23 protein-coding genes and 1 pseudogene are annotated in these 22,123 nt (G+C 42.4%); 9 read left to right on the forward strand and 15 right to left on the reverse strand.

Annotation, left to right across the window (positions count from 1 at the left end; genetic code table 11):
* Positions 1-22: 22 nt before the first annotated feature.
* The 3 genes from ACQYAD_RS04600 to ACQYAD_RS04610 form a co-directional block, all read right to left on the reverse strand.
* Positions 23-682, reverse strand: coding sequence for a 3-oxoacid CoA-transferase subunit B (locus ACQYAD_RS04600; protein WP_430235991.1), 660 nt, complete (start codon positions 680-682; stop codon positions 23-25).
* Positions 682-1,341 carry an acetate CoA-transferase subunit alpha gene (gene atoD, locus ACQYAD_RS04605; protein WP_430235992.1) on the reverse strand — a complete coding sequence of 220 codons (660 nt, stop codon included), beginning with the start codon at positions 1,339-1,341 and terminating at the stop codon, positions 682-684. Before atoD ends, ACQYAD_RS04600 begins: the two co-directional genes overlap by 1 nt.
* 244 nt (positions 1,342-1,585) lie before the next feature.
* Positions 1,586-1,780, reverse strand: a complete 195-nt coding sequence (locus tag ACQYAD_RS04610; protein ID WP_430235993.1) for a 3-hydroxyacyl-CoA dehydrogenase family protein — start codon at positions 1,778-1,780, stop codon at positions 1,586-1,588.
* 396 nt (positions 1,781-2,176) lie between these two features.
* On the opposite strand from ACQYAD_RS04610, the gene ACQYAD_RS04615 reads away from it, so the two are divergent.
* On the forward strand, positions 2,177-2,464 hold the full coding sequence (locus ACQYAD_RS04615; RefSeq protein WP_430235995.1) for a hypothetical protein: 288 nt from the start codon (positions 2,177-2,179) through the stop codon (positions 2,462-2,464).
* 16 nt (positions 2,465-2,480) lie between these two features.
* On the forward strand, positions 2,481-3,212 hold the full coding sequence (locus ACQYAD_RS04620; protein ID WP_430235996.1) for a hypothetical protein: 732 nt from the start codon (positions 2,481-2,483) through the stop codon (positions 3,210-3,212).
* 353 nt (positions 3,213-3,565) lie between these two features.
* Here ACQYAD_RS04620 and ACQYAD_RS04625 read toward each other — a convergent pair whose 3' ends face one another.
* The 5 genes from ACQYAD_RS04625 to fdhF form a co-directional block, all read right to left on the reverse strand.
* On the reverse strand, positions 3,566-4,222 hold the full coding sequence (locus tag ACQYAD_RS04625) for a PspA/IM30 family protein (RefSeq protein WP_430235998.1): 657 nt from the start codon (positions 4,220-4,222) through the stop codon (positions 3,566-3,568).
* A complete protein-coding gene (locus ACQYAD_RS04630; RefSeq protein ID WP_430235999.1) occupies positions 4,209-4,814 on the reverse strand; it encodes a hypothetical protein in 606 nt (201 codons plus the stop codon). The genes ACQYAD_RS04625 and ACQYAD_RS04630 overlap by 14 nt, the downstream gene beginning before the upstream one ends.
* Before the next feature lie 212 nt (positions 4,815-5,026).
* A complete protein-coding gene (locus ACQYAD_RS04635; protein ID WP_430236000.1) occupies positions 5,027-5,245 on the reverse strand; it encodes a hypothetical protein in 219 nt (72 codons plus the stop codon).
* An 18-nt stretch (positions 5,246-5,263) separates the two neighbouring features.
* Positions 5,264-5,812 carry a DUF1641 domain-containing protein gene (locus tag ACQYAD_RS04640; RefSeq protein ID WP_430236001.1) on the reverse strand — a complete coding sequence of 183 codons (549 nt, stop codon included), beginning with the start codon at positions 5,810-5,812 and terminating at the stop codon, positions 5,264-5,266.
* Positions 5,805-8,723, reverse strand: coding sequence for a formate dehydrogenase subunit alpha (gene fdhF, locus ACQYAD_RS04645; protein WP_430236107.1), 2,919 nt, complete (start codon positions 8,721-8,723; stop codon positions 5,805-5,807). The genes ACQYAD_RS04640 and fdhF overlap by 8 nt, the downstream gene beginning before the upstream one ends.
* Before the next feature lie 125 nt (positions 8,724-8,848).
* On the opposite strand from fdhF, the gene ACQYAD_RS04650 reads away from it, so the two are divergent.
* On the forward strand, positions 8,849-9,712 hold the full coding sequence (locus tag ACQYAD_RS04650) for a hypothetical protein (protein ID WP_430236002.1): 864 nt from the start codon (positions 8,849-8,851) through the stop codon (positions 9,710-9,712).
* Between the two features lie 42 nt (positions 9,713-9,754).
* Here ACQYAD_RS04650 and ACQYAD_RS04655 read toward each other — a convergent pair whose 3' ends face one another.
* Positions 9,755-10,291, reverse strand: a complete 537-nt coding sequence (locus ACQYAD_RS04655; protein ID WP_430236004.1) for a cytochrome c oxidase subunit II — start codon at positions 10,289-10,291, stop codon at positions 9,755-9,757.
* A gap of 256 nt (positions 10,292-10,547) precedes the next feature.
* On the opposite strand from ACQYAD_RS04655, the gene ACQYAD_RS04660 reads away from it, so the two are divergent.
* Positions 10,548-11,111: an FAD-dependent oxidoreductase gene (locus ACQYAD_RS04660; protein ID WP_430236005.1), complete on the forward strand. Its 564-nt coding sequence runs from the start codon at positions 10,548-10,550 to the stop codon at positions 11,109-11,111.
* Between the two features lie 264 nt (positions 11,112-11,375).
* On the opposite strand, the gene ACQYAD_RS04665 is transcribed toward ACQYAD_RS04660, so the two are convergent.
* The gene (locus tag ACQYAD_RS04665) at positions 11,376-11,510 is read right to left on the reverse strand and encodes a DUF4023 domain-containing protein (protein ID WP_430236007.1); all 135 of its coding nucleotides are present in this window, start codon (positions 11,508-11,510) and stop codon (positions 11,376-11,378) included.
* 62 nt (positions 11,511-11,572) lie between these two features.
* Positions 11,573-12,046, reverse strand: coding sequence for a MarR family transcriptional regulator (locus tag ACQYAD_RS04670; RefSeq protein ID WP_430236008.1), 474 nt, complete (start codon positions 12,044-12,046; stop codon positions 11,573-11,575).
* 125 nt (positions 12,047-12,171) lie between these two features.
* On the opposite strand from ACQYAD_RS04670, the gene ACQYAD_RS04675 reads away from it, so the two are divergent.
* A complete protein-coding gene (locus tag ACQYAD_RS04675; RefSeq protein ID WP_430236009.1) occupies positions 12,172-13,686 on the forward strand; it encodes an MDR family MFS transporter in 1,515 nt (504 codons plus the stop codon).
* Between the two features lie 152 nt (positions 13,687-13,838).
* On the opposite strand, the gene ACQYAD_RS04680 is transcribed toward ACQYAD_RS04675, so the two are convergent.
* Together ACQYAD_RS04680 and ACQYAD_RS04685 are read right to left on the reverse strand one after the other, a co-directional pair.
* Positions 13,839-15,017, reverse strand: coding sequence for a GGDEF domain-containing protein (locus tag ACQYAD_RS04680; RefSeq protein WP_430236010.1), 1,179 nt, complete (start codon positions 15,015-15,017; stop codon positions 13,839-13,841).
* Positions 15,018-15,366: 349 nt separating this feature from the next.
* Positions 15,367-15,772 (reverse strand): annotated as a pseudogene (locus tag ACQYAD_RS04685) (cytosolic protein).
* A 160-nt stretch (positions 15,773-15,932) separates the two neighbouring features.
* On the opposite strand from ACQYAD_RS04685, the gene ACQYAD_RS04690 reads away from it, so the two are divergent.
* From ACQYAD_RS04690 to ACQYAD_RS04705, 4 genes are all read left to right on the forward strand, one after another.
* On the forward strand, positions 15,933-17,156 hold the full coding sequence (locus ACQYAD_RS04690; RefSeq protein WP_430236011.1) for an ROK family transcriptional regulator: 1,224 nt from the start codon (positions 15,933-15,935) through the stop codon (positions 17,154-17,156).
* A gap of 396 nt (positions 17,157-17,552) precedes the next feature.
* On the forward strand, positions 17,553-18,107 hold the full coding sequence (locus tag ACQYAD_RS04695) for an FMN-binding protein (RefSeq protein ID WP_430236013.1): 555 nt from the start codon (positions 17,553-17,555) through the stop codon (positions 18,105-18,107).
* A 9-nt stretch (positions 18,108-18,116) separates the two neighbouring features.
* Positions 18,117-18,998 carry an FAD:protein FMN transferase gene (locus tag ACQYAD_RS04700; RefSeq protein ID WP_430236014.1) on the forward strand — a complete coding sequence of 294 codons (882 nt, stop codon included), beginning with the start codon at positions 18,117-18,119 and terminating at the stop codon, positions 18,996-18,998.
* Positions 18,999-19,850, forward strand: a complete 852-nt coding sequence (locus ACQYAD_RS04705) for an RnfABCDGE type electron transport complex subunit D (RefSeq protein WP_430236015.1) — start codon at positions 18,999-19,001, stop codon at positions 19,848-19,850.
* 62 nt (positions 19,851-19,912) lie between these two features.
* Here the strand turns inward: ACQYAD_RS04705 and galE are convergent, their stop codons facing one another.
* Positions 19,913-20,902: a UDP-glucose 4-epimerase GalE gene (galE, locus tag ACQYAD_RS04710; protein WP_430236016.1), complete on the reverse strand. Its 990-nt coding sequence runs from the start codon at positions 20,900-20,902 to the stop codon at positions 19,913-19,915.
* Positions 20,903-20,905: 3 nt separating this feature from the next.
* A complete protein-coding gene (locus ACQYAD_RS04715; protein ID WP_430236017.1) occupies positions 20,906-22,099 on the reverse strand; it encodes a galactokinase in 1,194 nt (397 codons plus the stop codon).
* Positions 22,100-22,123 lie beyond the last annotated feature (24 nt).

Raw genomic sequence — 22,123 nt, forward strand, 5'->3', positions numbered from 1 at the left:
ATTTCCCCTTCCGATTCTTTTTCTATTCATATGGTAGAATAGCTGGTTTAACTTTAAATGATGCTTCTGTTTTTTCTTTTATTGTTTCCAAATCAACGCCTGCCTGAAGTTCCTCAAGAAGAAGTCCCTCTTCTGTTACACGAAATACAGCCAACTCGGTTACAATCAGATTGACCACTCCTTTTCCGGTCAAAGGCAGTCTGCATTGTTCAAGTATTTTCGAGGAGCCATTTTTTGCAGTGTGCTCCATTGCCACAATGACCTTCTTGGCACCCGTTACGAGATCCATCGCACCCCCCATACCGGGAACCATCTTTCCGGGAACCATCCAGTTGGCCAGGTTTCCTTTACGATCAACTTCTAAACCGCCCAGAACGGTTACATCTACATGCCCCCCGCGAATTAATTCAAAGGAGAAAAGACTGTCAAAGAAGGCTCCTCCCGGCAGGATGCTTGCTGGCTGTCCCCCTGCATTCACAAGATCAGGGTCCACTTCACCCTCAATCGGCCCAAGACCAATGTATCCGTTTTCAGATTGAAGGATGACATTTACCTCTGGCGGTAAAAAGTTGGGCACCATCGTCGGAAGGCCGATTCCCAAGTTTACGACATCTCCATCTTTCAGCTCCTTTGCAACACGGGCGGCAATGACTTGTTTAGAGTTTAATTGAGTCCTAACCATTATCGGCAACCTCCACAAACATAGATTTTGTCGATCAAAATCCCTGGCGTCATGACTTCATCAGGATCAATTTCCCCAATCTCAACCACTTGATCTACCTGAACTATTACCCTATCTGCTGCCAACGCCATGACAGGATTAAAATTTCTGGCAGATCGGTGGTAGACAAGATTTCCAGCTTTATCTGCCTTAAATGCTTTGAGAAGTGCAATATCCGCACGAAGCGGTTTCTCCAGCAAAAATTCCCGGCCATCCACGATCATTTTCTCTTTCCCTTCTTCTACCACGGTTCCAACCCCTGTTGGCGTCAACACTCCGCCGAGTCCTGAACCGCCGGCACGTACCCGTTCAGCCAATGTACCTTGTGGCACCAGTTCAACCGCCAACTCACCAGCAATCATTTGCCGTCCAGTTTCCGGGTTCGTCCCTATATGGGAAACAATTGCTTTATTGATGCGTTTGTTTAAAATTAATGGGCCTACCCCTGCTTCAATGAAAGCGGTGTCATTTGCGATTAAAGTAAGATCCTTGATCGTTGACTCTAACAACACATTTACGAGTTCCTGTGGCGTACCTACTCCCATAAATCCACCAACCATCATCGTCATCCCATCTTTAAATAAGGACGGTATCTCTTCTCTAGCTATAAGTTTATCCATTCACTGCACCTCCAAATAATTCTTACAACCTTTCATATATGCAAGAAACATGCCAAATTTAAAATTAAGCGGTTTTTCTTTACTCATTCTCTGCCTGAATTTTCCCCAATTTGATAAAATGACGTCTTTGGTTATTCAGCTTTTGTGAACTTGTTTTTTCATCGGAATAACTACCTTGACCAGTTTTAATTCCTAAATTTCCTTCTTCAACTAACTCTCTAATGATCGCTGGAGCAGACTTACTTCAATCAAGATCGGGTGCAATATTGTCAAATACACGCTGCCATGTATCCAGTCCGCCAAAATCAGCGATTTCAATTGGACCGGTAAAAGCCCAGCGAAATCCTGGTCCTGCTGTGACAGCCGTATCAATATCACGTGCACTTGCCATTGCCTCACGCATTAGCGCTGTTAACTGAACAGTTCGAAGAAGATCCATAGAATTCCCATTTTGAAGAGCATATTTCAACAAATATTACTTTCTGAACAATGCTTTGGCGCATTTTCCAATTTTTTATTTTCGGGCTAACAAAAGGAATATAAATATGAAAAATCTGTGAACACACAATAAAAAAATAATAAAATTATTTTGGGAAGACGTAGGAATAAATTGTTTATTACTGAATTATTAGAATTGCGAAACAAAAATATTGTTTATTGTTGTAACGGAAAGGAGAAGTATTTTTCTAAAGGTTACATACAACATTTTGAGTAGAACACACGCTTTAAAGATATTTTTTTGGAATTTAAAAGACAGATTTTTGTACTCTTTAAGAGGATACAGCGAAAGCAGCATTTGTGAGAATGCTTAAAAAAATGAAGGGGAAAATTATTTATGAAAAAGTTTTTTAGTGTTTTTTTCATTTTAATTCTATTAGGTGTCAATTTACAGATTGCTAGTGCCGCGACAGAAACGCCTACTTTTCGTTACAATTTAACTTGGAATATTCGGAGTATATATTATTACACCGATAGTTCAGCTCAGAGCAAATACGGTACTCCAATAAGTGCTTTAGAACATAATAATACAAATCCATACAGTATCATGGCTCAATCGTACGTAAGAGCAGTATATACTGTTCAAAAAGTTGATAATGATGCCTTTAACCTAAAACATCCATAAAAAGAGGGATAATAAAATGAAAAAAAATATTTGGACATATGGCGGTATTATATTCACCATTCTATTGACATTTGTTTTGGTTTGGAATTTTAATAATACTACTTCTAAAGAAACTTCTGTTTCCGTTAAGTCTAAAAGTATAAAAAAAGCTATTAAAAAAGAAACAATAAGTGGAACAACAGCAGGCATGAAAACAGCATTCACAATTGTTTCTCATGCGGATTATACCAAAGATACTGCCTCTGTTTACACAATGTACCAACATGCACCCGTTGTTATAGTAGGGAAATTTGAGAAAGATCATAAATCTTTTGTAGACCAAAATTTTATAAAAACTGAATCACACATGAAAATAATTAAAGTGCTAAAGGGAAATCTGACCGATTTAGAAATGAAGAACGGGATAGATATAGTTTATTACGGTGGAGAAGTGACTCTAGAAACTTATCTGAATAACACAACACCCGAACCCACTAAAGTTGATAGCAATGGTGTTGTTCATAAACCAAAACAATATTCTAAACAAGAGCGTGAATCTGAAAAGGTTGTTTCGACACCTGAACAACAAGCTAATAAAGATAAAGATAAAAACTCAGAAGTCATGGTTTTCTTGTCTCGTAATCCAGCTCCAAATAATTATTTTGTATTTGCCGATGAATTCGGATATAGAAAAATTAACAATAAAGGCGAGGTATTTAACCCGATTACAAATTCTTATGAAAGTGTAGAGTTTTATTCAAAAAATTAACAAAAAATACAAAGAATCCAATTTTGTTTTCAAATAATTAGGATGCTTTTTTTACTTTTTTCCAAAATCACAATTGCCATCCAGGACACTCCTCCAAATTGCCGTGGACTGGCGACGGCAACATTTCTCTCAATCTATGACACTGGTGTCGGCTTAGGTTCTTTTGCCGTCGGAGCGATCGTGACTACGATCGGTTACAGCTCATTCTATTTAATCAGTTCGGTTTATGTTCTGTTGGGCGTCCTTCTCTATTACTTCTTGCACACCCGCAAGCAATTTTCGTTTAAAAGTACGGAGGAAAATCATTGATGCTATTGAAAAAGGAATCTGCCAAAGACAGATTCCTTTTTTCTTTACCCTTGTTTTACTAAATCGAGTTCCTTTTGTACGGCTTCTTGCAGTTGGGTATCAAGCGCTGCTTTCCCAGATGCGTTGGTTAATTCATAGAAATGGGTGCTTGCTGCTGCAGCGGCTTCGAGTTTGCGCACTTGTTCTTCTGCCTTGGCAAACCCGGAAACGGCTTGCTCGGATTGGAACGAGGCTAGCATAGCTTGTCCTTGCTGAATTGATTTTGCTGCATGGGCTCTTGACGTAAGCACTAATCTTTTATACTGCAGCTCTTGAAACTCTTCTACCAGTTTGCTAATTTGTTCTTTTAGGTTTTCTGTCTGCTGTTTTGTGATTTCATACTGTTGACGATAACGGTTCACTTTCGTTTCATGCAGGATTTTTTCCTGAAGGGCCAGTTTGGCGATTTCATCTTCTCCTCGTGTAACTGCCAGTTCTGCCTGGCGAGCCCGCTTGGCAACAAGGGCTTCCTCATCAGCAACTAAAAGCTCATATTTTTTCTCAAGGTAGAGTTGATCAGCCAACGCTCCCTTTGCCTCTTCTAGTTGGTTTTCCACATCCCGCAAGTATTGACTCAACATGCTTAGCGGATTTTCCATTTTATCCAATACCTCATGGACATCAGCCGATACAATTGTTTTTAATCGTTTAAAAATTCCCATTTTCCTTTTCCTCCTTGTTCATGTTACGTTCCCATTCATCAAGTATTGCTCCAGCGCTGCTCGTAACCGGTGTTACGGATTCGAAAGTGTCATCGACTTTCCAATCTGTTTGCGCGTTTTTCCTTCTTTTAAGAAGCCTGTAAAGAACAACTACACCGACAGCCAATACAACGAGCGGCAGCACTTTTGCTAAAAGAAGCAAAGCACCGATTGCGATCAGCAGCCAGCCTGTCCATTTCCGCCAAATGCTTTCACCTGCGTTCTTACGGAACAACCAGCCCAGGAAGATTGCTGCGATTGCAAACAGAATACCCCCAAATTCGAAGTCTTCTTTTCCTGCAAAATGCCTTTCCCTACGAGGACCATTCATGAAATTGCCGCCGTGACGAAATTCCCGGCCTCGTTCCATCATTTGAGCTCCAATTCCACCAGAACCGCGATGGAAGGATTGGATTTGCGCAGCTTTATTTTGCCATGCTCCCAGTTCTTCATGTCCCCATCTACCATCCCCAACGAAACGGAAGCCAACAAAAAAGACAATCCCAAGTGCAGCTATGAGCAGTAGCCACTTAAACAGTTTTTTGGGTTTCATGTATTTTCATCTCCTTTATGATCAGTCTGTATAACTTTTTATTTGCGAATCTTCAACTCTCTTCTTTGCACCGCCCCTTTCAAAAGAGATTTGAAACCTTTCAGCGGTTTCACAATGCTTATTATGATCGGGCCTGCTTAACTTTTTCTTAACTATTCCTATTTTTTTAAAAAAATAAGAGGACATCCGTTTGAGGATGTCCTCTTGTTCATTTATTCAGCAATTGGGGACCTGCTGCGCTTGTTTCTCGCTCTTCCTTTGAAAATAGCAGGTATTTCCTTACTATTTGCTTTTATTCCCTGTATCCGTGAGGTGATGCCTTTAAAGTTACCTGAAATGCCTTTAAAATTTTTTGATAGTCTTTTAAAATCAGCGGTTAGACGATCCGTTCTTGTTCTGACTTTTTTTATTTTTTTAAAAAGATATGCCATTTTGGCCAATCCTCCTTTTTATCGTTTGAGCGTTTCATTGCCTCCAGTATGTTTGCCCTGATGTTCCGGTTTCTGCGTAGTGCGCTCAAGTTCTCTCGTATCCTCCCCCATTCCTTTTAAAAATTCCAACATAAACGTAATCGAGCGATTGATTTCATGATCTTTTAATGAACGAAAAATATCAAAGAAACTCATTTCACGATTGTGATCCTTGATTTCCGCCACTCTCGCAATCCCGGCATTAACTTTTATCAAAATCGGTTCCAACTGTTTGACATCTAATGTACCCAGCACGCCTGCCATTAACAGTAAATTTTTCAGTGTATTCGCTGTTTCCGGAGTATCCGCTTTTGTGACGAGAAGTTTTAGCACTTTATCCCCTTGTCCAAACAGTCCATTCAGTAATGCGAGAAAGCCGCGGTCATGCATATGCTGTATCACTTGAAGCGATTCAAGGATCGCTTCCTTATTATGGACAAGTGCATCTTCCACTTCCTGCAAATCGAGACGCCGCTTATCTTCTTCGCTCAATTCGATGCGCTGAATTTTTCGTACCGCTTTAGCCATGCTGTTTCCGCTCCTTTTTCACTTGATCTCCTGGAAAAACATAGTCCGGGCGTGCCCATTTTTTCTGAACTTGAACCCCCATTTGCGGCTGCGGGTTGCCATAGCGGAAATTAATCCTTGGCAATGGATTAATTCCTTCATATTGTAAAATTTCCATCTTTGCTTGTGTTTCTTTATAAGCAGGGGTATCCGTATCCTTATCCGCAAAGCTACTAGTCAATAAATTGATTGCTGCTTCGCCCGAATCATTCATTGGCAAATAAACTTCTTTGCCTTTTACCCGTGCTGTAACATGGCATTTTACTTTAACATTTCCAAAAGGAGACGTTAATCTTACCAATGTTCCATCTTTTATGCCTCTTTCAGCGGCAAGTTCTGGAGAAACTTCCAGGAAGACTTCTGGCGTCTTTTCGGAAATTCCTTTTGACTTATAAGTCATATTGCCTTCATGGAAATGCTCTAAAAGACGGCCATTATTAACATGAATATCGTATTCTTCACCAAAATGATGCGGTTTTGTCCAATCGACAGGGACTAACCTTGCTTTGCCGTCAGGGAAGGGAAACCCGTTTGTATAAAGGAGAGGAGTATCCGTTCCATCGGGTGCCACCGGCCATTGCAGACTTTTAAAACCTTCCAGCCGTTCGTATGTCACACCTGAATAAATCGGCATAAGCATAGCCGCTTCAGCCATAATATCGCTTGGATGCTGGTAATCCCATTCGGCGCCAAGACGGTTGGCAATCTCCATCATAATTTTCCAGTCGGGCTTCGCGTCTCCCATCGGCTCAAACACTTGGTAAAGGCGCTGGATTCTTCGTTCAGTATTCGTAAATGTTCCTTCTTTTTCCAAGCTTGGTGCTGCCGGTAAAACCACATCGGCGTACTGGGCTGTTTTTGTGAAAAAAATGTCCTGAACAACGAAGAAATCCAACTTTTCATATGCTGCATGAACATGATTGATATTGGAATCAACAAGACCCATTTCTTCGCCTTTTACATACATCGCTTTTAATGTGCCATTATGGATGCCTTCAATCATGTCATGGTTGTTAATTCCCGGATCTTTCGGAAGCTTCACGCCCCAAGCTTTTTCAAATTTTTCCCTTGCTTGATCATCATAGACTTTCTGATACCCCGGCAGGCTGTCAGGGCTGCTGCCAAAATCACCTGCACCTTGCACATTGTTATGTCCCCTAAGCGGATAGGCGCCTGTCCCTGGTTTCCCATAGTTTCCTGTGATGAGCAGCAGATTGGAAATGGCTGTGCTCGTGTCACTGCCGCCCATATGCTGGGTGACGCCCATTGCCCAAAGAGCGCTGACACTTTTCGCCCCATGAATCATTTCTGCCATTTTGATTAAATTGGCAATCGAAATGCCTGTTTCTTTTTCGGCATATTCCAAAGTAAATGGTTGAAGGCTTTGACTATATTCCGTAACGCCATTTACCTTTTCTTGTAAAAATTGTTCATCTACCCAGCCGTTGTCCATCATGTATTTGGCAAGGGCATTAATCCAAACAATGTCGGAACCCGCCTTTGGCCGAACAAACAAGTCAGCTCGGGCTGCCATTTCATGTTCACGCAAATCCGCGACAATGACTTTTTGTCCTTTTAGCTTTTGTGCCCGTTTTACCCTTGTGGCTAAAACAGGATGCGATTCCGATGTGTTCGAACCAATGATTACGACGAGTTCTGCCATCCCAATATCTGTTATCGATCCAGCATCTCCGCCGTAGCCGACTGTGCGGAATAAACCTACCGTTGCCGGTGTTTGGCAATATCGTGAGCAATTGTCAACGTTATTGGTGCCGATGACAGCTCTGGCCAGTTTTTGCATGACGTACGATTCTTCATTTGTACATTTGGAAGAGGTAATAAAGCCAAGCGAGTCTGCACCAAATTCATTACGAATTTCAGCAAATTTGCGCGCGACGAGAGCTAGCGTCTCATCCCATTCTGCCTCGCGGAACTGATCACCTTCACGGATCAGCGGTTTTGTCAGCCGTTCCTCGCTATTTACGTAACTCCAGCCGAATTTCCCTTTTACACACGTCGAAATGCCATTTGCGGGCGCCTCGGCCTGTGGCTCAACCTTGAGGATTTCCCTTCCTTTTGTCCAAATTTCAAAACTGCAGCCAACCCCGCAATACGTACAAACGGTTTTGGTTCGTTTAATTCTCTCTTCGCGCATCGCCGACTCCATATCCGAAATCGTTAAAATTGAGCCGTAGCCTGTTTCAACCCCTTTGGTCAATTCGATCATCGGCCGTAGTGTGTCTTTGGCAATTCCCGTTAAATACCCAGCTTCGCCCACCATGCCTTTTTCCATCATCGCATTGCATGGACAAACGGTTGAACAATGACCGCAGGAAACGCAGGACGACTCATTAATCGGGACATCGTTATCCCAGATCACACGCGGTCTTTCCCGATCCCAGTCAATTCGCAGTGTCTCTGTTACCTGTACATCCTGGCATGCCTCGACACAGCGGCCGCAAAGGATACATTGATCAGGATCATAGCGATAAAATGGATTCGAATTGTCCTCATGGTATGGCTTGTGAGCAAACGGCGTGCTTTGGTGATTCATTTTCATTTCTTTCACAGTGTTATGAATTTCGCAGCCGCCATTGTTGTAATCACAAACCGTACAATACAATTCATGGTTGTATAAAATTTTATCCATCGCAATCGTCTGTGCTTTTTTTACATCAGGAGCAGCTGTATCAATTACATCTCCCGCTTCTAGAGTTGTTGAACAGGAGCGAACCAGCTCGCCATTTACATTCACAATGCATGTATCACATGTTTCAATTGGCCCTAAGCTTGGATGATAGCAAACATGCGGCACTTCAATTGAACTTTCTGACAGAAATTGAAGCACAGATTGATCCTCTTTTGTTTCCATTTCAACTCCATTTACAACAACTTTTATCCCCTCAGACAAATTTGCCTCACCCTTTCTCCGGAAAAAATAAAATGGATCTCTACCCATTTCAATAACCTCTTGGAAGAAATGTTAAACATTTTATAATGGAGGGGAGGAAGGGAAAGGGAAAGGGAAAATTTTGCTCATGCTCTTTTCCGCAGGTTGGTTTCGCATACCTTAACGGGCAAATCGTCAAGGATCTTGGTACCACGTGTTCATTTCACGGACTGGCTCGGCTTATCCGCGAAGTTTACCGGGTTATCCGTATTTCGCGCATCCCCGCATCTGGAATGGACTCTTTTCCGCGGACGGTTTCGCCTATCCGCGGAAATTACCTGTTTATCCGCGGATTTTTTTCTTTTATCCGCGGAAAATTACCTTTTATCCGCGGACTTTTTCCTTTTATCCGCGGAAAACCCGCGTTTATCCGTATTTCGCGCATCCCCGCATCTGGAATGGACTCTTTTCCGCGGACGGTTTCGCCTATCCGCGGAATTCACCTGTTTATCCGCGGATTTTTTTCTTTTATCCGCGGGAAATTACCTTTTATCCGCGGACTTTTTCCTTTTATCCGCGGAAAATCCCGGTTTATCCGTATTTCGCGTGTCGCCGCATCTGGAATGGACTCTTTTCCGCGGACGGTTTCGCCTATCCGCGGAATTTACCTGTTTATCCGCGGATTTTTTTCTTTTATCCGCGGAAAATTACCTTTTATCCGCGGACTTTTTCCTTTTATCCGCGGAAAACCCGCGTTTATCCGTATTTCGCGCATCCCCGCATCTGGAATGGACTCTTTTCCGCGGACGGTTTCGCCTATCCGCGGAATTCACCTGTTTATCCGCGGATTTTTTTCTTTTATCCGCGGAAAATTACCTTTTATCCGCGGACTTTTTCCTTTTATCCGCGGAAAATCCCGGTTTATCCGTATTTCGCGTGTCGCCGCATCTGGAATGGAACCTTTTCGCTAAACTGGTTCCGCTCTATCCGTGGAATTTACCTGTTTATCCATGTTACTGGCCCCCTTTAGGCTTCACAAGGATGTCTTTCATCATCAAATGATGGCCAGTTCCGCAATATTCCAAGCACAAAATTTTATAAGTGCCCGGTTTTTGAAAGGTGACCGATACGGTGTTTGTATATTGTGGCATGGCTTGGGTCTGGGCGATCAGTTGCATTTTCTCGTTGTACACCCCAAACCCATGGGTAACATCTTTACTTGTTACGCGAAAAAGGACCGGCTCACCAACGGTAAAATTCTCATTGCTTAAAGTCCAGGAAAATTGCAGACCCGTAACATCTACAATCTTTGCATTTTCAGAAGCCATTGCCCGCTCGTCGGGATATGGCAATCTGCTTAATGTGATAGCGGAAACGAACACCATCACGGCCACCAAGGCGAGAAAATAAAATTTGCGAATTTTATAGCCTTTTTCCTGAATAGGTGCATAGGCTTTTAGTCTCCTTGATTCCCCGTAAACAAACGAAAACGCCAATGCAATGAGGAAAACAAGGAACAGTGTAGTGTACCAGGCAATTGATTGGTACATGTTTACCCCTCCCATAATTTGAATTCATCAAACAAGAAGTCCCCCAACCACCTGTTTGACTTCACTCATATTTTAATCTTTTACAAAATTGTAAATAGTTAAAAAAATCATACGTATAGTTAAAATCCCGCCGGTAAAAAAATGCAAAATACGAAAAAACGCACAGATCCTTGATCAAAATTTTTTACATTATTTTCTTCGTGCGCTATACTGTTATTTAGAATGATTTTAAAGAAAAAAACTGGAGGGAAATAAAATGTATGATGTAGTAATTGTTGGTGCAGGACCTGCGGGTGCAAGTGCTGCATTGTTTACAGCAAAGGCTGGAAAAAAGACTCTTGTAATCGATAATGATAAAACGGTTACAAAACGGGCATGGCTTGAAAATCACTATGGTGTCATGGAAATCAGCGGTCCGGATCTTGTGGAAACGGGCAAAAAGCAAGCAAGCAAGTTTGGTGCAGAAATCGTTGCAGCGACGGTAACGAATGTAGCAAAAACGGATGCAGGCTTCAAAATCGAAACGGATCGCGAGCAATATGAGGCAAAACATGTGATTCTGGCAACAGGATTTGCTGCGGACTTGGCTGAAAAAATCGGCCTGCAAACAAAAGCAGGAACCGAGCCTCGTGTGAAAACGATTATCGATGTGGATGCAGCCGGTAAAACAAGTGTTGAAGGAGTTTGGGCAGCGGGAACGATTGCAGGTGTGAGTGTACATACGATTATTACCGCTGGCGATGGGGCGAAAGTGGCGATCAACGTCATCAGCGAAATCAATGGCGAACGCTATGTCGACCATGATGTGTTGAAAGCTTAATTTATCATAAATGAAAACTCGCCGACTGGCGAGTCCTTTGGACGAAGACAGAGGCGTAGTTGAATTTACCACGCTCGTCGTATACCTGCCACATCCTGTGGCACTTGCCTGACTAGGACGTCCTGTCCATCGTCCGTTCAGAATTTACCCATATAAATTCTGGTGATTAGCTAAAAAAAGAGTCGTGTTGGACATCTGTAAAAAAGGTCTGCATATGGCATAAAAACAGCATCGGTACTTTTCGTCCGATGCTGTCTCCTTTCATTAAAAACCTTGGTTATGCTGCTTGTTTGGCAGCTTCTTGCTTGGGGCATTTTGCTGGCCTTGCGTTTTTTTGTTTTTTTCTGCCTTTCTTTGGTTTTCATGCAATTTCTCTACAAATTCATGGGTGCTTTCCATTCTTGATTCCTCCTTCAAAAACTCACATGAAAGCATGGATATTTTCCCACAAAACTGGTCCATTATTCTGCATCGGACTCGCTAAGCCGCTGAATTTCCCTTTCGTGGATGGCGCTAGTTTGCATAATAAACTCATTGATTAAAGCCAATTCAGCTTCGCTATAGTGGGAACACAGCTCAGTCATCGCGTTAGTTAACGGCAAAAAATGCTGCCGAATTAGCGGTTGTTTGTCTTTTACCGGCACAATCATCACCCTGCGCCGGTCGTTTGGATCTTTCTCCCGTTTCACTAGTTCCGCTTGTTCGAGGCGATCAATCAAAGCGGTTACGGAACCCGTTGTTAAACCCGTTATCTTCGCCAGCTCCCCAGCCGTTATCGGACCGGTTTCATTTAAAATATCGGCTGTTTTAAAATCAGTATGGGCAAGCCCAAGCGAATGGGCCGCAAACTGTTGAAACAGAACCATCCGCGTGCTTAGTTTTCGTAAATTCTTGATTACATCATGGCTTGGTTCCGGATGATTTGCGATTTCCATTGACAAAAGCCAATCCTTTCTCTTAAACTATTTTTATCTTGATCATCAAGATACTTATGTTTATTTTAACAAAAAAAAATGAGCTGTAAAGGAAGCACTCCTTCCTTCGCAAAGGGGTTTGAAAGATGATTAAAAAGGACAATAATCTAAAATTGGTTGTTACTGGTTTATTGCTGGCAATTCTGATGTCGGCAATGGATAATACCATTGTAGCAACTGCGATGGGAACCATTGTTTCTGATCTTGGCGGCTTTGACAAATTTATTTGGGTGACTTCTGCCTACATGGTCGCAGTCATGGCAGGAATGCCGATTTTTGGTAAGCTGTCCGACATGTATGGACGTAAACGATTCTTCCTTTTTGGCTTGGTCGTCTTCTTGATAGGCTCTGCATTAAGCGGCCTTGCTCAGAGTATTGAACAACTTAGCATTTACCGGGCGATTCAAGGGATTGGCGGCGGGGCACTGATGCCAATCGCTTTTACAATTGTATTCGATATCTTCCCACCGGAACAACGCGGGAAAATGACCGGATTGCTGGGCGCGGTTTTCGGTGCATCGAGCGTGCTTGGACCGCTGCTTGGTGCCTACATCACTGATTATATTAGCTGGCACTGGGTCTTTTATGTGAATGTACCGATAGGCATTGTTTCCTTGTTCCTAATCGTACGCTTTTACCATGAATCACTTCAGCACTCAAAGCAAAAAATTGACTGGCTTGGTGCAGTTACTCTTGTGATTTCGGTAGTCAGCCTGATGTTTGCTCTCGAGCTTGGCGGCAAACAATATAAATGGGATTCCGTGCAGATTATTAGTTTATTTGCCAGTTTTGCGATTTTTTTCATTGCCTTTTTTATTACCGAATTGAAAGCAAAAGAACCAATTTTGCCGCTTTGGCTGTTTAAAAAGCGCTTGTTTGCAACATCGCAAATTTTGGCGTTTTTGTACGGAGCTACGTTCATTATTTTAACGGTATTTATTCCAATCTTCGTTCAAGCGGTATACGGCGGGTCGGCAAAAAATGCGGGCTTGATTTTGACGCCAATGATGCTCGGTTCTGTAGCTGGAAGCTCTGTCGGCGGAATCTTTTTAACGAAAACGTCCTACCGGAACCTGATGTTTATTTCAATTGTTTCCTATGTTGCCGGGATGTTCTTCCTTGGAACAATGACACCTGATACTGCAAGATACTTGTTAACGATTTACATGATTTTGGTCGGCTTTGGCGTCGGCTTTTCGTTTTCTTTATTGCCAACTGCTTCGATTCATAATCTCGAACCGCAGTACCGCGGCTCTGCCAATTCAACCAATTCATTTTTGCGCTCTTTTGGCATGACGCTTGGTGTTTCGGTTTATGGTTCCATTCAAAACAACCTATTTACAGATAAGGTAAAAGAAGCATTTAAAGGAATGCAGGGGGCTGGCGGAAGTTCGTCGTTTACGATGAGCGACCCAAGACAACTTTTCGAAGCGAGCCAACGTTCGAAAATACCGGGATTTATTTTGGATAAAATTGTCCAGGCCATGTCCGATTCGATTACGCATACATTTCTGCTGACGTTGATCCCTATTGCCTTTGCAGCAATCACGATCTTCTTCATGGGAAAAGCCAGAGTGGAAGTGGCTAAAAAATCAGTATAAAATGGTGAAAAAGCGCTGGTTTAAGGCCAGCGCTTTTTTCGCTAATCAGCATTTTTATCCATCAATTCTGAACGCACGACGGGCAACTACGCCTCATGAACCGCCAAAGGCTCGCCAATCGGCGAGTTTTCTTTATTACTTAACAGGACAAATTAGTTTCGGATGACGAGATTTCTAGAAAATTTATGGTTATACATTAATTTATCTGCTTTCGTTACACTGTTTTCAAGCGTATCTTTTTCGGAAAGAAACGAACTTCCAAAGCTAACGGAAACAGCCAGTCCTTTCTTCTTCCAAATTTCATTTTGTTGATAAATGAGTTGATTCATTTCCTCACAAGCCTCTTTACATTCCTTTTCATTCACATAAACAAACAAAATAAATTCATCACCGCCAAAACGGAACAAGCGATATTTGCGACTCATTTCTTTCCGAATATAGCTGACAAATTCCTGTAGGATGCGGTCTCCAAAATCGTGCCCGTATGTATCATTGATCGATTTAAAATAGTCCAAATCCATCATGCAAACGATCCCGGTAGGAAAAGAGCGGTTCTTTTTCATCCGTTTTGAAAATTCTTCCCATGATAATCTGCTTTCCGCTTTTGTTAACCCATCTAAATAAACTTTTTCCTCCATCAATTTCAGTTTTTGAAAATAGATAAATGACCGATAGACTGCCAGTAACAAAAAGGTGCTAAGAAACACTCCTGGAAGGTAGTAAGTCTGAAAGACAAGAAACATGATCACGCCAATAAGGTAGGTGGAAATATACCCCCAATTTAAATCTTTTACAAGCGCAAAGAGCTGCGCTTGCAAGCTCCGTTGCTTGCGATATGCGACAATGATGGCTGCTACAAAGCGGTTCACAGCAAAGTGAAGCAGCAAACTTACCGTAATAATTACAAAGGCTTTATATGTTTGGGAAAAAGCCGGCAGCAATTGGTGGTAAACAAATCCTGCTGCATAAATTCCAATCGATAAATGACCGATCATTAAGAAAAACTTATTGTATGGTTCTTTTTTCCCAAAAACACTCGCAATTGTTCCGGGAAGAGCGGTGAGAACGGCAAGTCTATAATCAAAGTGCAAAAAAGAAAATAAAATAAAGGCCATCCCCGGCCGAAAGCTTGCCCCACTTGGAAGCACGATCAAGAACGGAGAAAAAAGCAGAAATAATACCGAAATAGCAGCAAGCTCCATGATCGTTGAAGGGTTTTCAGTTCCTGCTAAATAGGAAAAAGAAAGATAAATAGAAATAACCCCAATCAATCTGATCAGGTTTATATACATTTGATATTGCCGTCTGTTTTTTTTCAACATACTTCCCATCGAAAGTACACCTCTATTTCGAATCGTGACTCATCGTTTATTCTATTTTCATTATACATTTTCTATCTCCCTAAAGTACAAAGAAATTTTACATATATTTTAGAATTTTCCAGAGATAATGTGGTTGTAGGCTTTTTCCCTGTTTTTAGGATAATAGGTGCGTTCGTTTGGCGCTTTCGTGCTGTGTTTTCCCTGTTTTTAGGAGAACAAGCGTTTTCGACAAGCTTTTCGTTATTGGCATGTATTTTTTTAAGATTTCATTTCTCAAAGTCGCGGACTCAGTTTGAAGAAAGATTATATTCGTGAAAATAGAAATAACCATACCCTATGGATATGGTTATTTCCCTGACTATGCTTCAATTCCATTCCCCGATTCGACGATATGGTAAAGGAGGTGGGCGAGATGGTGAATCGGCCCGTATGCTTGATCGTCCTCGTCCTCATCATCCGCCTCATCACTAAATTCCAAATCGTTCAGATATAGCGCCGTGAATTCATAAAAATCTTCCAATTTAAAAGCATAACAGGCAGTTGGATCTTCATTACCTTCTTCAAATTGCAAAACAAGGTATGAAACAACACCATCGGCATCCGCGCCGTCAAAAAACACAAAAAAAACCGATGTTCGTATCTAATTCAAATAAATGCCTTGTTCCGCCTTCTGTCGCTTTGTGAAAATCGTCCTCATTTAATTTTTGGATTTGCATACTGTCTACATGATCTTCTTGGTGGAAACTTACAACAAATGACTTCATCTTTTTCCTCCTCAGGCAACATCGTTTCCAAAACAGGAAACGTCTACTATCTAATATACCCGTTTTTTTTATTTCACACATCCTTATTAACGTTTTGTATTGAAAGAAAATAGTTTATAATTAAAATTAATTAAGAAAGTGCATCAATGGAGGAACTAAAATGGCAGATACCTTGCTAACTGGCAGCTTTCAATTAATGAAATCAATGAACCGGTCGGTAATTTTAAATAGTATTCGTGAAAAAGGACCCATCTCAAGAGCAGAAATCGCAAAGCAAACAGGACTAACCCCGCCGACTGTCAGCAATCTTGTCAAGGAACTTTTGCAGGCTGAAATGGTCATGGAACAAAGGCTTGGTGAATCCAGTGGCGGCAGAAAGCCGACACTGCTTACATTAAATAGCGAAAGATTCCATGTCATTGGTCTGGATGTCGGTTCCCATGATATCAAAATCATTTTAACAACGATCACTGGAAAGGTTTTGAAAAAAGCAACCGAACCCATTCCCCCGGACATTACAAATGAAAAGCTTTTGTCGTTCATCATTGAATCAATTCACTCGTTAACTAGCACAGATGAGATCGATGAAACAAAAATTATTGGGATCGGTGTTGGAATGCATGGAATTGTAGATGTTGAAAAAGGCGTATCCATTCTTGCGCCAAATCTAAAATTGAAAAACATTCCGATTAAAGAGGTATTAGAAAAAGAATTCAATTGGATAGTAAAAGTTGAAAATGACGCAAGAGTGATGGGACTGGGTGAACTTTGGTTTGGACATGGAGCAGGGGTAAACAGTTTTGTTTGCATCAATGTTGGCCGCGGAATCGGAGCCGGCATTGTGATGAATGGAAAGCTTTACCACGGAAACGATTGTATTAGTGGCGAGATTGGTCATATGACCATTGATTTGAACGGTCCAAAATGCACATGCGGAAATGACGGTTGTCTGCAAACCTTTGCATCTGGCCCTTCGATTGCTGAAAAGGTGAAAAAGGAGCTGCGATCAGGCCACGCGAGTCTGCTGGAGGAGCTTGTTGGGCATGACGATGGAAAAATAACCGGTGAGATGGTGTACAAGGCGGCATTGCAAGGCGATCCGCTAGCGATTAGCGCTCTTACCGAGGCGGGTCGCTATCTCGGAATCGGAATAACCAATCTTATTCATGCAATCAACCCCAAGCGGATTATTTTAGGAGGCGGCGTTTTAAACGCAAAAGACTTTATTCTTACAACCATTGCAAATACCGTTCAACAGCGTGCCTTGACAGATGCGGCAAAGCAAACTGAAATCGTAGTCTCCAAGCTTGGCGAGGACGCAACTGCCATGGGGGCAGTGGCTTTGATTTTAGTGGAAATATTTGCTTCGAAAGGAGTGGAATAATTACGCGCGGCTGTCTATTTTTATAAAAAACATACATGAATCCATCGTACTAGAACCTAAAAAAGAAAGTGTCCAAATTGGGGCACTTTCTTTTTTTCTTCATTGTTTAAATTCTTCGTTGACTTTCACTTATGAGAAATTAATCAAAACAGCATTGGCTCCGCCTTCGCCAAGTGCCATGACAGCCACACATGCTGTCCCCTCTAGTAAATACTATAGCGTTGGATTGTTACCAAATTGTGTCGTAGATATGAGCAGGATATGAAACGTTTGTAAATTTAAAGTCCACTAAAGTTAAGAATCATAAGCAAGTTTTTTAAAGAAATTTTAAGAAAGCTTTTCTATACTGTACATGTTAAAAACGTTTTGTATGAATTTGCTAGGGAGGATTTTTATATGAAAAAAACGGATAAAAAGTGGGTTATGCTGTGTTCTACGGCGGTCGCAGCCGTTTATGCAGCTGGGTATTTTACCACTGAACCTCAAGCAGCGGCAGGGCAGCAGCCCATTCAGCATATTGTTCAAAAAGCTCCAGCGAATAGCAGCCTAGCAACGAACAGTCTTCCAGCTACAAATAGCGGGACACAAGGCAAAAACAACTCTCCATCAGCCAATAGTGGAACACAAGGCAAAAGCAGCAACCAGGCTCCAAGCACAACCGTTGCCCGAGCACAACCAAAACGAATGTACAAAGAAGGCACCTTTACCGGAGAAGGAATGAACAGACGAGGTACTATTGGTGTCCAGGTAACGATTAAGAATGATAAAATTACAGACGTTCAAATCAGCAATTTCGGTATGCATTATTCCGAAAGTGATGTGGTCGGTCTCCCCAAGGAAGTAATCCAAAAGCAAAGTGCACAGGTGGACAATGTTTCTGGTGCTACTTACAGTACGGCAGCCTTTGCGGACGCTGTTCAGCAGGCACTTGATCAGGCCAAAAATGCATAGGGGAACAAAATGAGAAAAACAAAATTGTACATGGACACAGTAGTGGACATCAACGTTGTAACAACGAAGTCAAAGGTAGCGACCGAAGCAAAAATAAATCGCGCGTTTGAAGCCTTTCAAAAAGTGGAACAGGCCTGCAGCCGTTTTAACACGGAAAGTGAATTGATGAAGGCAAGCCAATATGTCGGAAAGCCGGTAAAGATTAGTCCGTTTTTATTTGAACCGCTTACGTTTGCTCTGGAGATCGCCCAGCTGACAAACGGGCTGTTTGATCCCACTGTCGGAAAAATAATGGAGGAAAACGGATTTAATCGGCAGTATTTGACGGGAAATTTTATCAACAGTTGTTCTGCTGAAACCGCTCATTATCTGGATATCGAGCTTGATCCAAAAAACCTTACAATGCTAGTAAAAAAACCGTTACTCATTGATTTGGGAGCTGTCGCCAAAGGATTTGCCATTGATTTAGCTGCAAACGAGCTAAAGGAATTTGAAGGGTTTATTGTCAATGCCGGAGGAGATTTGTATGCCGGCGGGGTCAATCAAAAAGGAGAACCATGGAAAATTGGCATCCAGCATCCTTATCTAAAGGAAAAAGTCATTGAGACAATTGAGGTTTCCGATGCGGCGGTTTGTACATCTGGCAGTTATGAGCGAAGAAACGCAATGCAGCCGGATGTCCATCATATTGTCAATCCGCAAACAAAATTCTCTCCCGACGAATGGGTCAGCAGCACCGTAATCGCCCCATTCGCAATGATGGCCGATGGATTTTCCACTGTTTCATTTTTAATGGCAAGAGAAAAAGCGAAGAGTTTCCTTGAAGACCTTTCCTTAGAAGGCCTTTTAATTACACCTGAATTGGAACTTGTCAAAGTTGGAGGGATTTAAATGACAGTAAAAAAATGGCTTAAAACCCCAAAGGGTTATGTCACCCTAGCCTTGATTTCTTATTTAATCATTGCATCGATCGGTTCAAAAACAATACTGGGAATAGAAAATACCATGGTTGCCGTCTTAGTGTCGTTTGCTGCAGATTATCTCTGCTGCACTTTTATGAAACGAAAAAGCAGCAAGGACAGCACCGTGATCACGAGTTTAATCATTTCGCTTATTTTAAGCTTTACAACGTCCTGGCTTGTTGTTGCCGGAACAGCCATTGTAGCTATTCTGTCTAAGCATTTTATCGTCTATAAAAAGAAGCCCGTCTTTAATCCGGCGGCCTTTGGGCTGCTTTTTTCTCTCTTTTTTATTTCGCAAACAGGCCAAAGCTGGTGGGGAGCGTTCGGAGATCTTCCAGCATGGATGATCGTTTTTCTTTTAATTGGCGGCTATCTAATTACAAACCGTATTACTAAATTTCCACAGGTTTTCTCGTTCCTTTTAACCTATATGGTCCTATTATTCGTCATGGGACTGTACAATATGGGGAATGCTGCGGATGCTTTCAGACCGCCATTTATTAATGCAACCTTGTTTTTTGGCTTTTTTATGCTCACCGACCCGCCCACCTCACCGGCAAAATCTAAGAGCCAGATTGTATTCGGAATGCTAACAGCGGCAGCAGGAGTCCTTGTGTACGGAATGTTCGGCGGCCTGGCCTATTTATACATCGGTCTGGTTTTAGGAAACCTTTATCAACATCTTCAAAAACGCTTTTCTCCAAAAAGCGCGGCTGTCAGTCAAAAAGTAGATGCGCAAACAAGAGTTGGCAGGGCAAAACAAGCCCGTGCAGGAAGATAGGAAAATTCCACAATTTACAAGACGAAAGAAAAAGCACCGAACACGGTGCTTTTTCACATTTTTTATTTATCATTATACCCCTTTGGATTGGCCTGATGCCATTTCCAAGCGGTGGCGATGATGGTCTTTAGATCATTGTACTGCGGTTTCCAGCCAAGTACGGATTGGGCTTTTTCAGACGAAGCGATTAACACGGCCGGGTCGCCTGCTCTTCTCGGACTTACTTTTTCAGGGATAGGGTGGTCGGTTACTTGACGGGCTGTTTCAATAACTTGCTTCACCGAAAATCCTGTCCCGTTTCCAAGGTTGAAGACGTCACTTGTATTGTTTTTGCGTAAATGTTCCAGGGCAAGCCAATGGGCATTGGCCAGATCCATCACATGGATGTAATCGCGGATGCATGTGCCATCTTCCGTCGGATAGTCGTCGCCAAAAATTCCGATTGCTTCGCGCTGCCCTAATGCAACTTGAAGAATAATCGGGATCAAGTGGCTTTCCGGATTGTGATCCTCGCCGATCATGGCATCCGGATGTGCGCCGGCTGCATTAAAATAGCGAAGTGAAATCGATTTTAAACCGTACGCATTGTCACTCCAGCGAAACATTTTTTCCATCGCCAGTTTCGTCTCGCCATATGGATTGGTCGGACTGGTGACGTCCGATTCCAAAATCGGGATGCTTTTCGGCTCACCGTACGTTGCCGCCGTTGAGGAGAACACAATTTTCTTAACACCATGATCAATCATTGCCGAAACAAGCGCGTGTGACGCAATCAAGTTATTCTCATAATAATCAAGCGGCTTTTGGACACTCTCTCCAACTAAAGAGCTGGCCGCAAAATGAATGACCGCCTCAATTTCATGTTTTGCAAAAACAGAATCAAGGAACTTGCGGTCGCTGATATCTCCTTGATAAAAGGTTCCTCCTGTTACCGCCTGTTTATGGCCCGTCCGTAGATTATCAACGACAACAACCTCTTCACCATGATTCAATAATTCAACAACCGTATGGCTGCCGATATAGCCTGCACCGCCGGTTACTAAAATTGCCATTTCCTATTCCTCCAATAAGATTTCTTTTGTGCCATCGCCAATTTCACAAACATAAAAAGTTGGTTCCAAACCCGTTCTCGCCGTATAGTTTTCCGCAACTTGCTTTTTAAACGCATCGACTGCTTCTTCTTTTACAAGGCTGACATTGCAGCCGCCAAATCCAGCGCCTGTCATCCGTGTTCCGATACAGCCGTCCATTTTAGCTGCTTCCTCAAACAACGTATCGAGCTCAAAACCGGTTACTTCATAGAGATCACGCAGTGATTCATGCGATTTTTTCATCAATTCTCCAAACGTAATCAGATCATTTTCCTGAAGGCTTTTCGTTGCTTGCAAAACGCGGTCATCTTCTGTGATCACATGCTCGACGCGGCGGCGAATGACTTCATCCTCAATCGCTGATTTTACATTCACCCACTCATTATAGCTTACATCGCCAAGACAGTGAACCTCTGGAAGCTGCTGCTGAATCACTGCAAGCCCTTGTTCACATTCGCTTCTTCGTTCATTGTATTTCGAGTCAGCAAGACCGCGGCGTTTATTCGTATTTGTGATCACCAGTTTGTACCCATCAATTTTGACCGGCACATATTCATATTCAAGCGTATCGCAATCCAGCTTAATGGCATGGCCTTCTTTCCCCATTCCAACAGCAAACTGATCCATAATTCCGCAGTTTACACCAACAAAACGATTTTCAGCACGCTGACCGCTTTTAACAAGTTCAAGCATTTCCACTTCAATGCCGGCAAGTTTGCTTAAAGCAAGGCCGGTTACCAATTCAATCGAAGCAGAGGAGGAGAGGCCTGCCCCATTTGGGATATTGCCGTAAAATAGCACATCTGCACCCTTATAGGCGCTGTCATTTACGCCCCCTTCCAGCTCTAGCAATTCTTTTAACACACCTTTTGGATAATTCGCCCAATCGTCTTCCTGTTTGTAGTTGATTCCTTCTTTCACAGAACATTCGACTGCTTGCCCTGGAAAATTTAGCGAACGAAAGCGGTAGATGCCGTCCTGTCTCGAGCTTGCAACTGCCCATGTGCCGAACGTCAACGCGGCTGGAAAAACATAGCCGCCGTTATAGTCTGTATGCTCACCGATTAAATTCACGCGGCCGGGCGCAAAAAACAGCCGCACATTCTCAGCATAGCCGAATTCCTCTTTAAATTGCTCGATCAATTGATGGTTTTCCACAGAAACCCCTTCTTTCCTCTTAAT

This window comes from Neobacillus sp. SM06 (assembly GCF_050496765.1).
GTDB lineage: Bacteria > Bacillota > Bacilli > Bacillales > Cytobacillaceae > JAEVLT01.

Bases quoted from the DNA above. Each gene is read 5' to 3' on its own strand.
- ACQYAD_RS04600 (WP_430235991.1), bottom strand. From the start codon at position 682: ATGGTTAGGACTCAATTAAACTCTAAACAAGTCATTGCCGCCCGTGTT.
- atoD (WP_430235992.1), bottom strand. From the start codon at position 1,341: ATGGATAAACTTATAGCTAGAGAAGAGATACCGTCCTTATTTAAAGAT.
- ACQYAD_RS04610 (WP_430235993.1), bottom strand. From the start codon at position 1,780: ATGGATCTTCTTCGAACTGTTCAGTTAACAGCGCTAATGCGTGAGGCA.
- ACQYAD_RS04615 (WP_430235995.1), top strand. From the start codon at position 2,177: ATGAAAAAGTTTTTTAGTGTTTTTTTCATTTTAATTCTATTAGGTGTC.
- ACQYAD_RS04620 (WP_430235996.1), top strand. From the start codon at position 2,481: ATGAAAAAAAATATTTGGACATATGGCGGTATTATATTCACCATTCTA.
- ACQYAD_RS04625 (WP_430235998.1), bottom strand. From the start codon at position 4,222: ATGGGAATTTTTAAACGATTAAAAACAATTGTATCGGCTGATGTCCAT.
- ACQYAD_RS04630 (WP_430235999.1), bottom strand. From the start codon at position 4,814: ATGAAACCCAAAAAACTGTTTAAGTGGCTACTGCTCATAGCTGCACTT.
- ACQYAD_RS04635 (WP_430236000.1), bottom strand. From the start codon at position 5,245: ATGGCATATCTTTTTAAAAAAATAAAAAAAGTCAGAACAAGAACGGAT.
- ACQYAD_RS04640 (WP_430236001.1), bottom strand. From the start codon at position 5,812: ATGGCTAAAGCGGTACGAAAAATTCAGCGCATCGAATTGAGCGAAGAA.
- fdhF (WP_430236107.1), bottom strand. From the start codon at position 8,723: ATGGAAACAAAAGAGGATCAATCTGTGCTTCAATTTCTGTCAGAAAGT.
- ACQYAD_RS04650 (WP_430236002.1), top strand. From the start codon at position 8,849: ATGGAGGGGAGGAAGGGAAAGGGAAAGGGAAAATTTTGCTCATGCTCT.
- ACQYAD_RS04655 (WP_430236004.1), bottom strand. From the start codon at position 10,291: ATGTACCAATCAATTGCCTGGTACACTACACTGTTCCTTGTTTTCCTC.
- ACQYAD_RS04660 (WP_430236005.1), top strand. From the start codon at position 10,548: ATGTATGATGTAGTAATTGTTGGTGCAGGACCTGCGGGTGCAAGTGCT.
- ACQYAD_RS04665 (WP_430236007.1), bottom strand. From the start codon at position 11,510: ATGGAAAGCACCCATGAATTTGTAGAGAAATTGCATGAAAACCAAAGA.
- ACQYAD_RS04670 (WP_430236008.1), bottom strand. From the start codon at position 12,046: ATGGAAATCGCAAATCATCCGGAACCAAGCCATGATGTAATCAAGAAT.
- ACQYAD_RS04675 (WP_430236009.1), top strand. From the start codon at position 12,172: ATGATTAAAAAGGACAATAATCTAAAATTGGTTGTTACTGGTTTATTG.
- ACQYAD_RS04680 (WP_430236010.1), bottom strand. From the start codon at position 15,017: ATGGGAAGTATGTTGAAAAAAAACAGACGGCAATATCAAATGTATATA.
- ACQYAD_RS04690 (WP_430236011.1), top strand. From the start codon at position 15,933: ATGGCAGATACCTTGCTAACTGGCAGCTTTCAATTAATGAAATCAATG.
- ACQYAD_RS04695 (WP_430236013.1), top strand. From the start codon at position 17,553: ATGAAAAAAACGGATAAAAAGTGGGTTATGCTGTGTTCTACGGCGGTC.
- ACQYAD_RS04700 (WP_430236014.1), top strand. From the start codon at position 18,117: ATGAGAAAAACAAAATTGTACATGGACACAGTAGTGGACATCAACGTT.
- ACQYAD_RS04705 (WP_430236015.1), top strand. From the start codon at position 18,999: ATGACAGTAAAAAAATGGCTTAAAACCCCAAAGGGTTATGTCACCCTA.
- galE (WP_430236016.1), bottom strand. From the start codon at position 20,902: ATGGCAATTTTAGTAACCGGCGGTGCAGGCTATATCGGCAGCCATACG.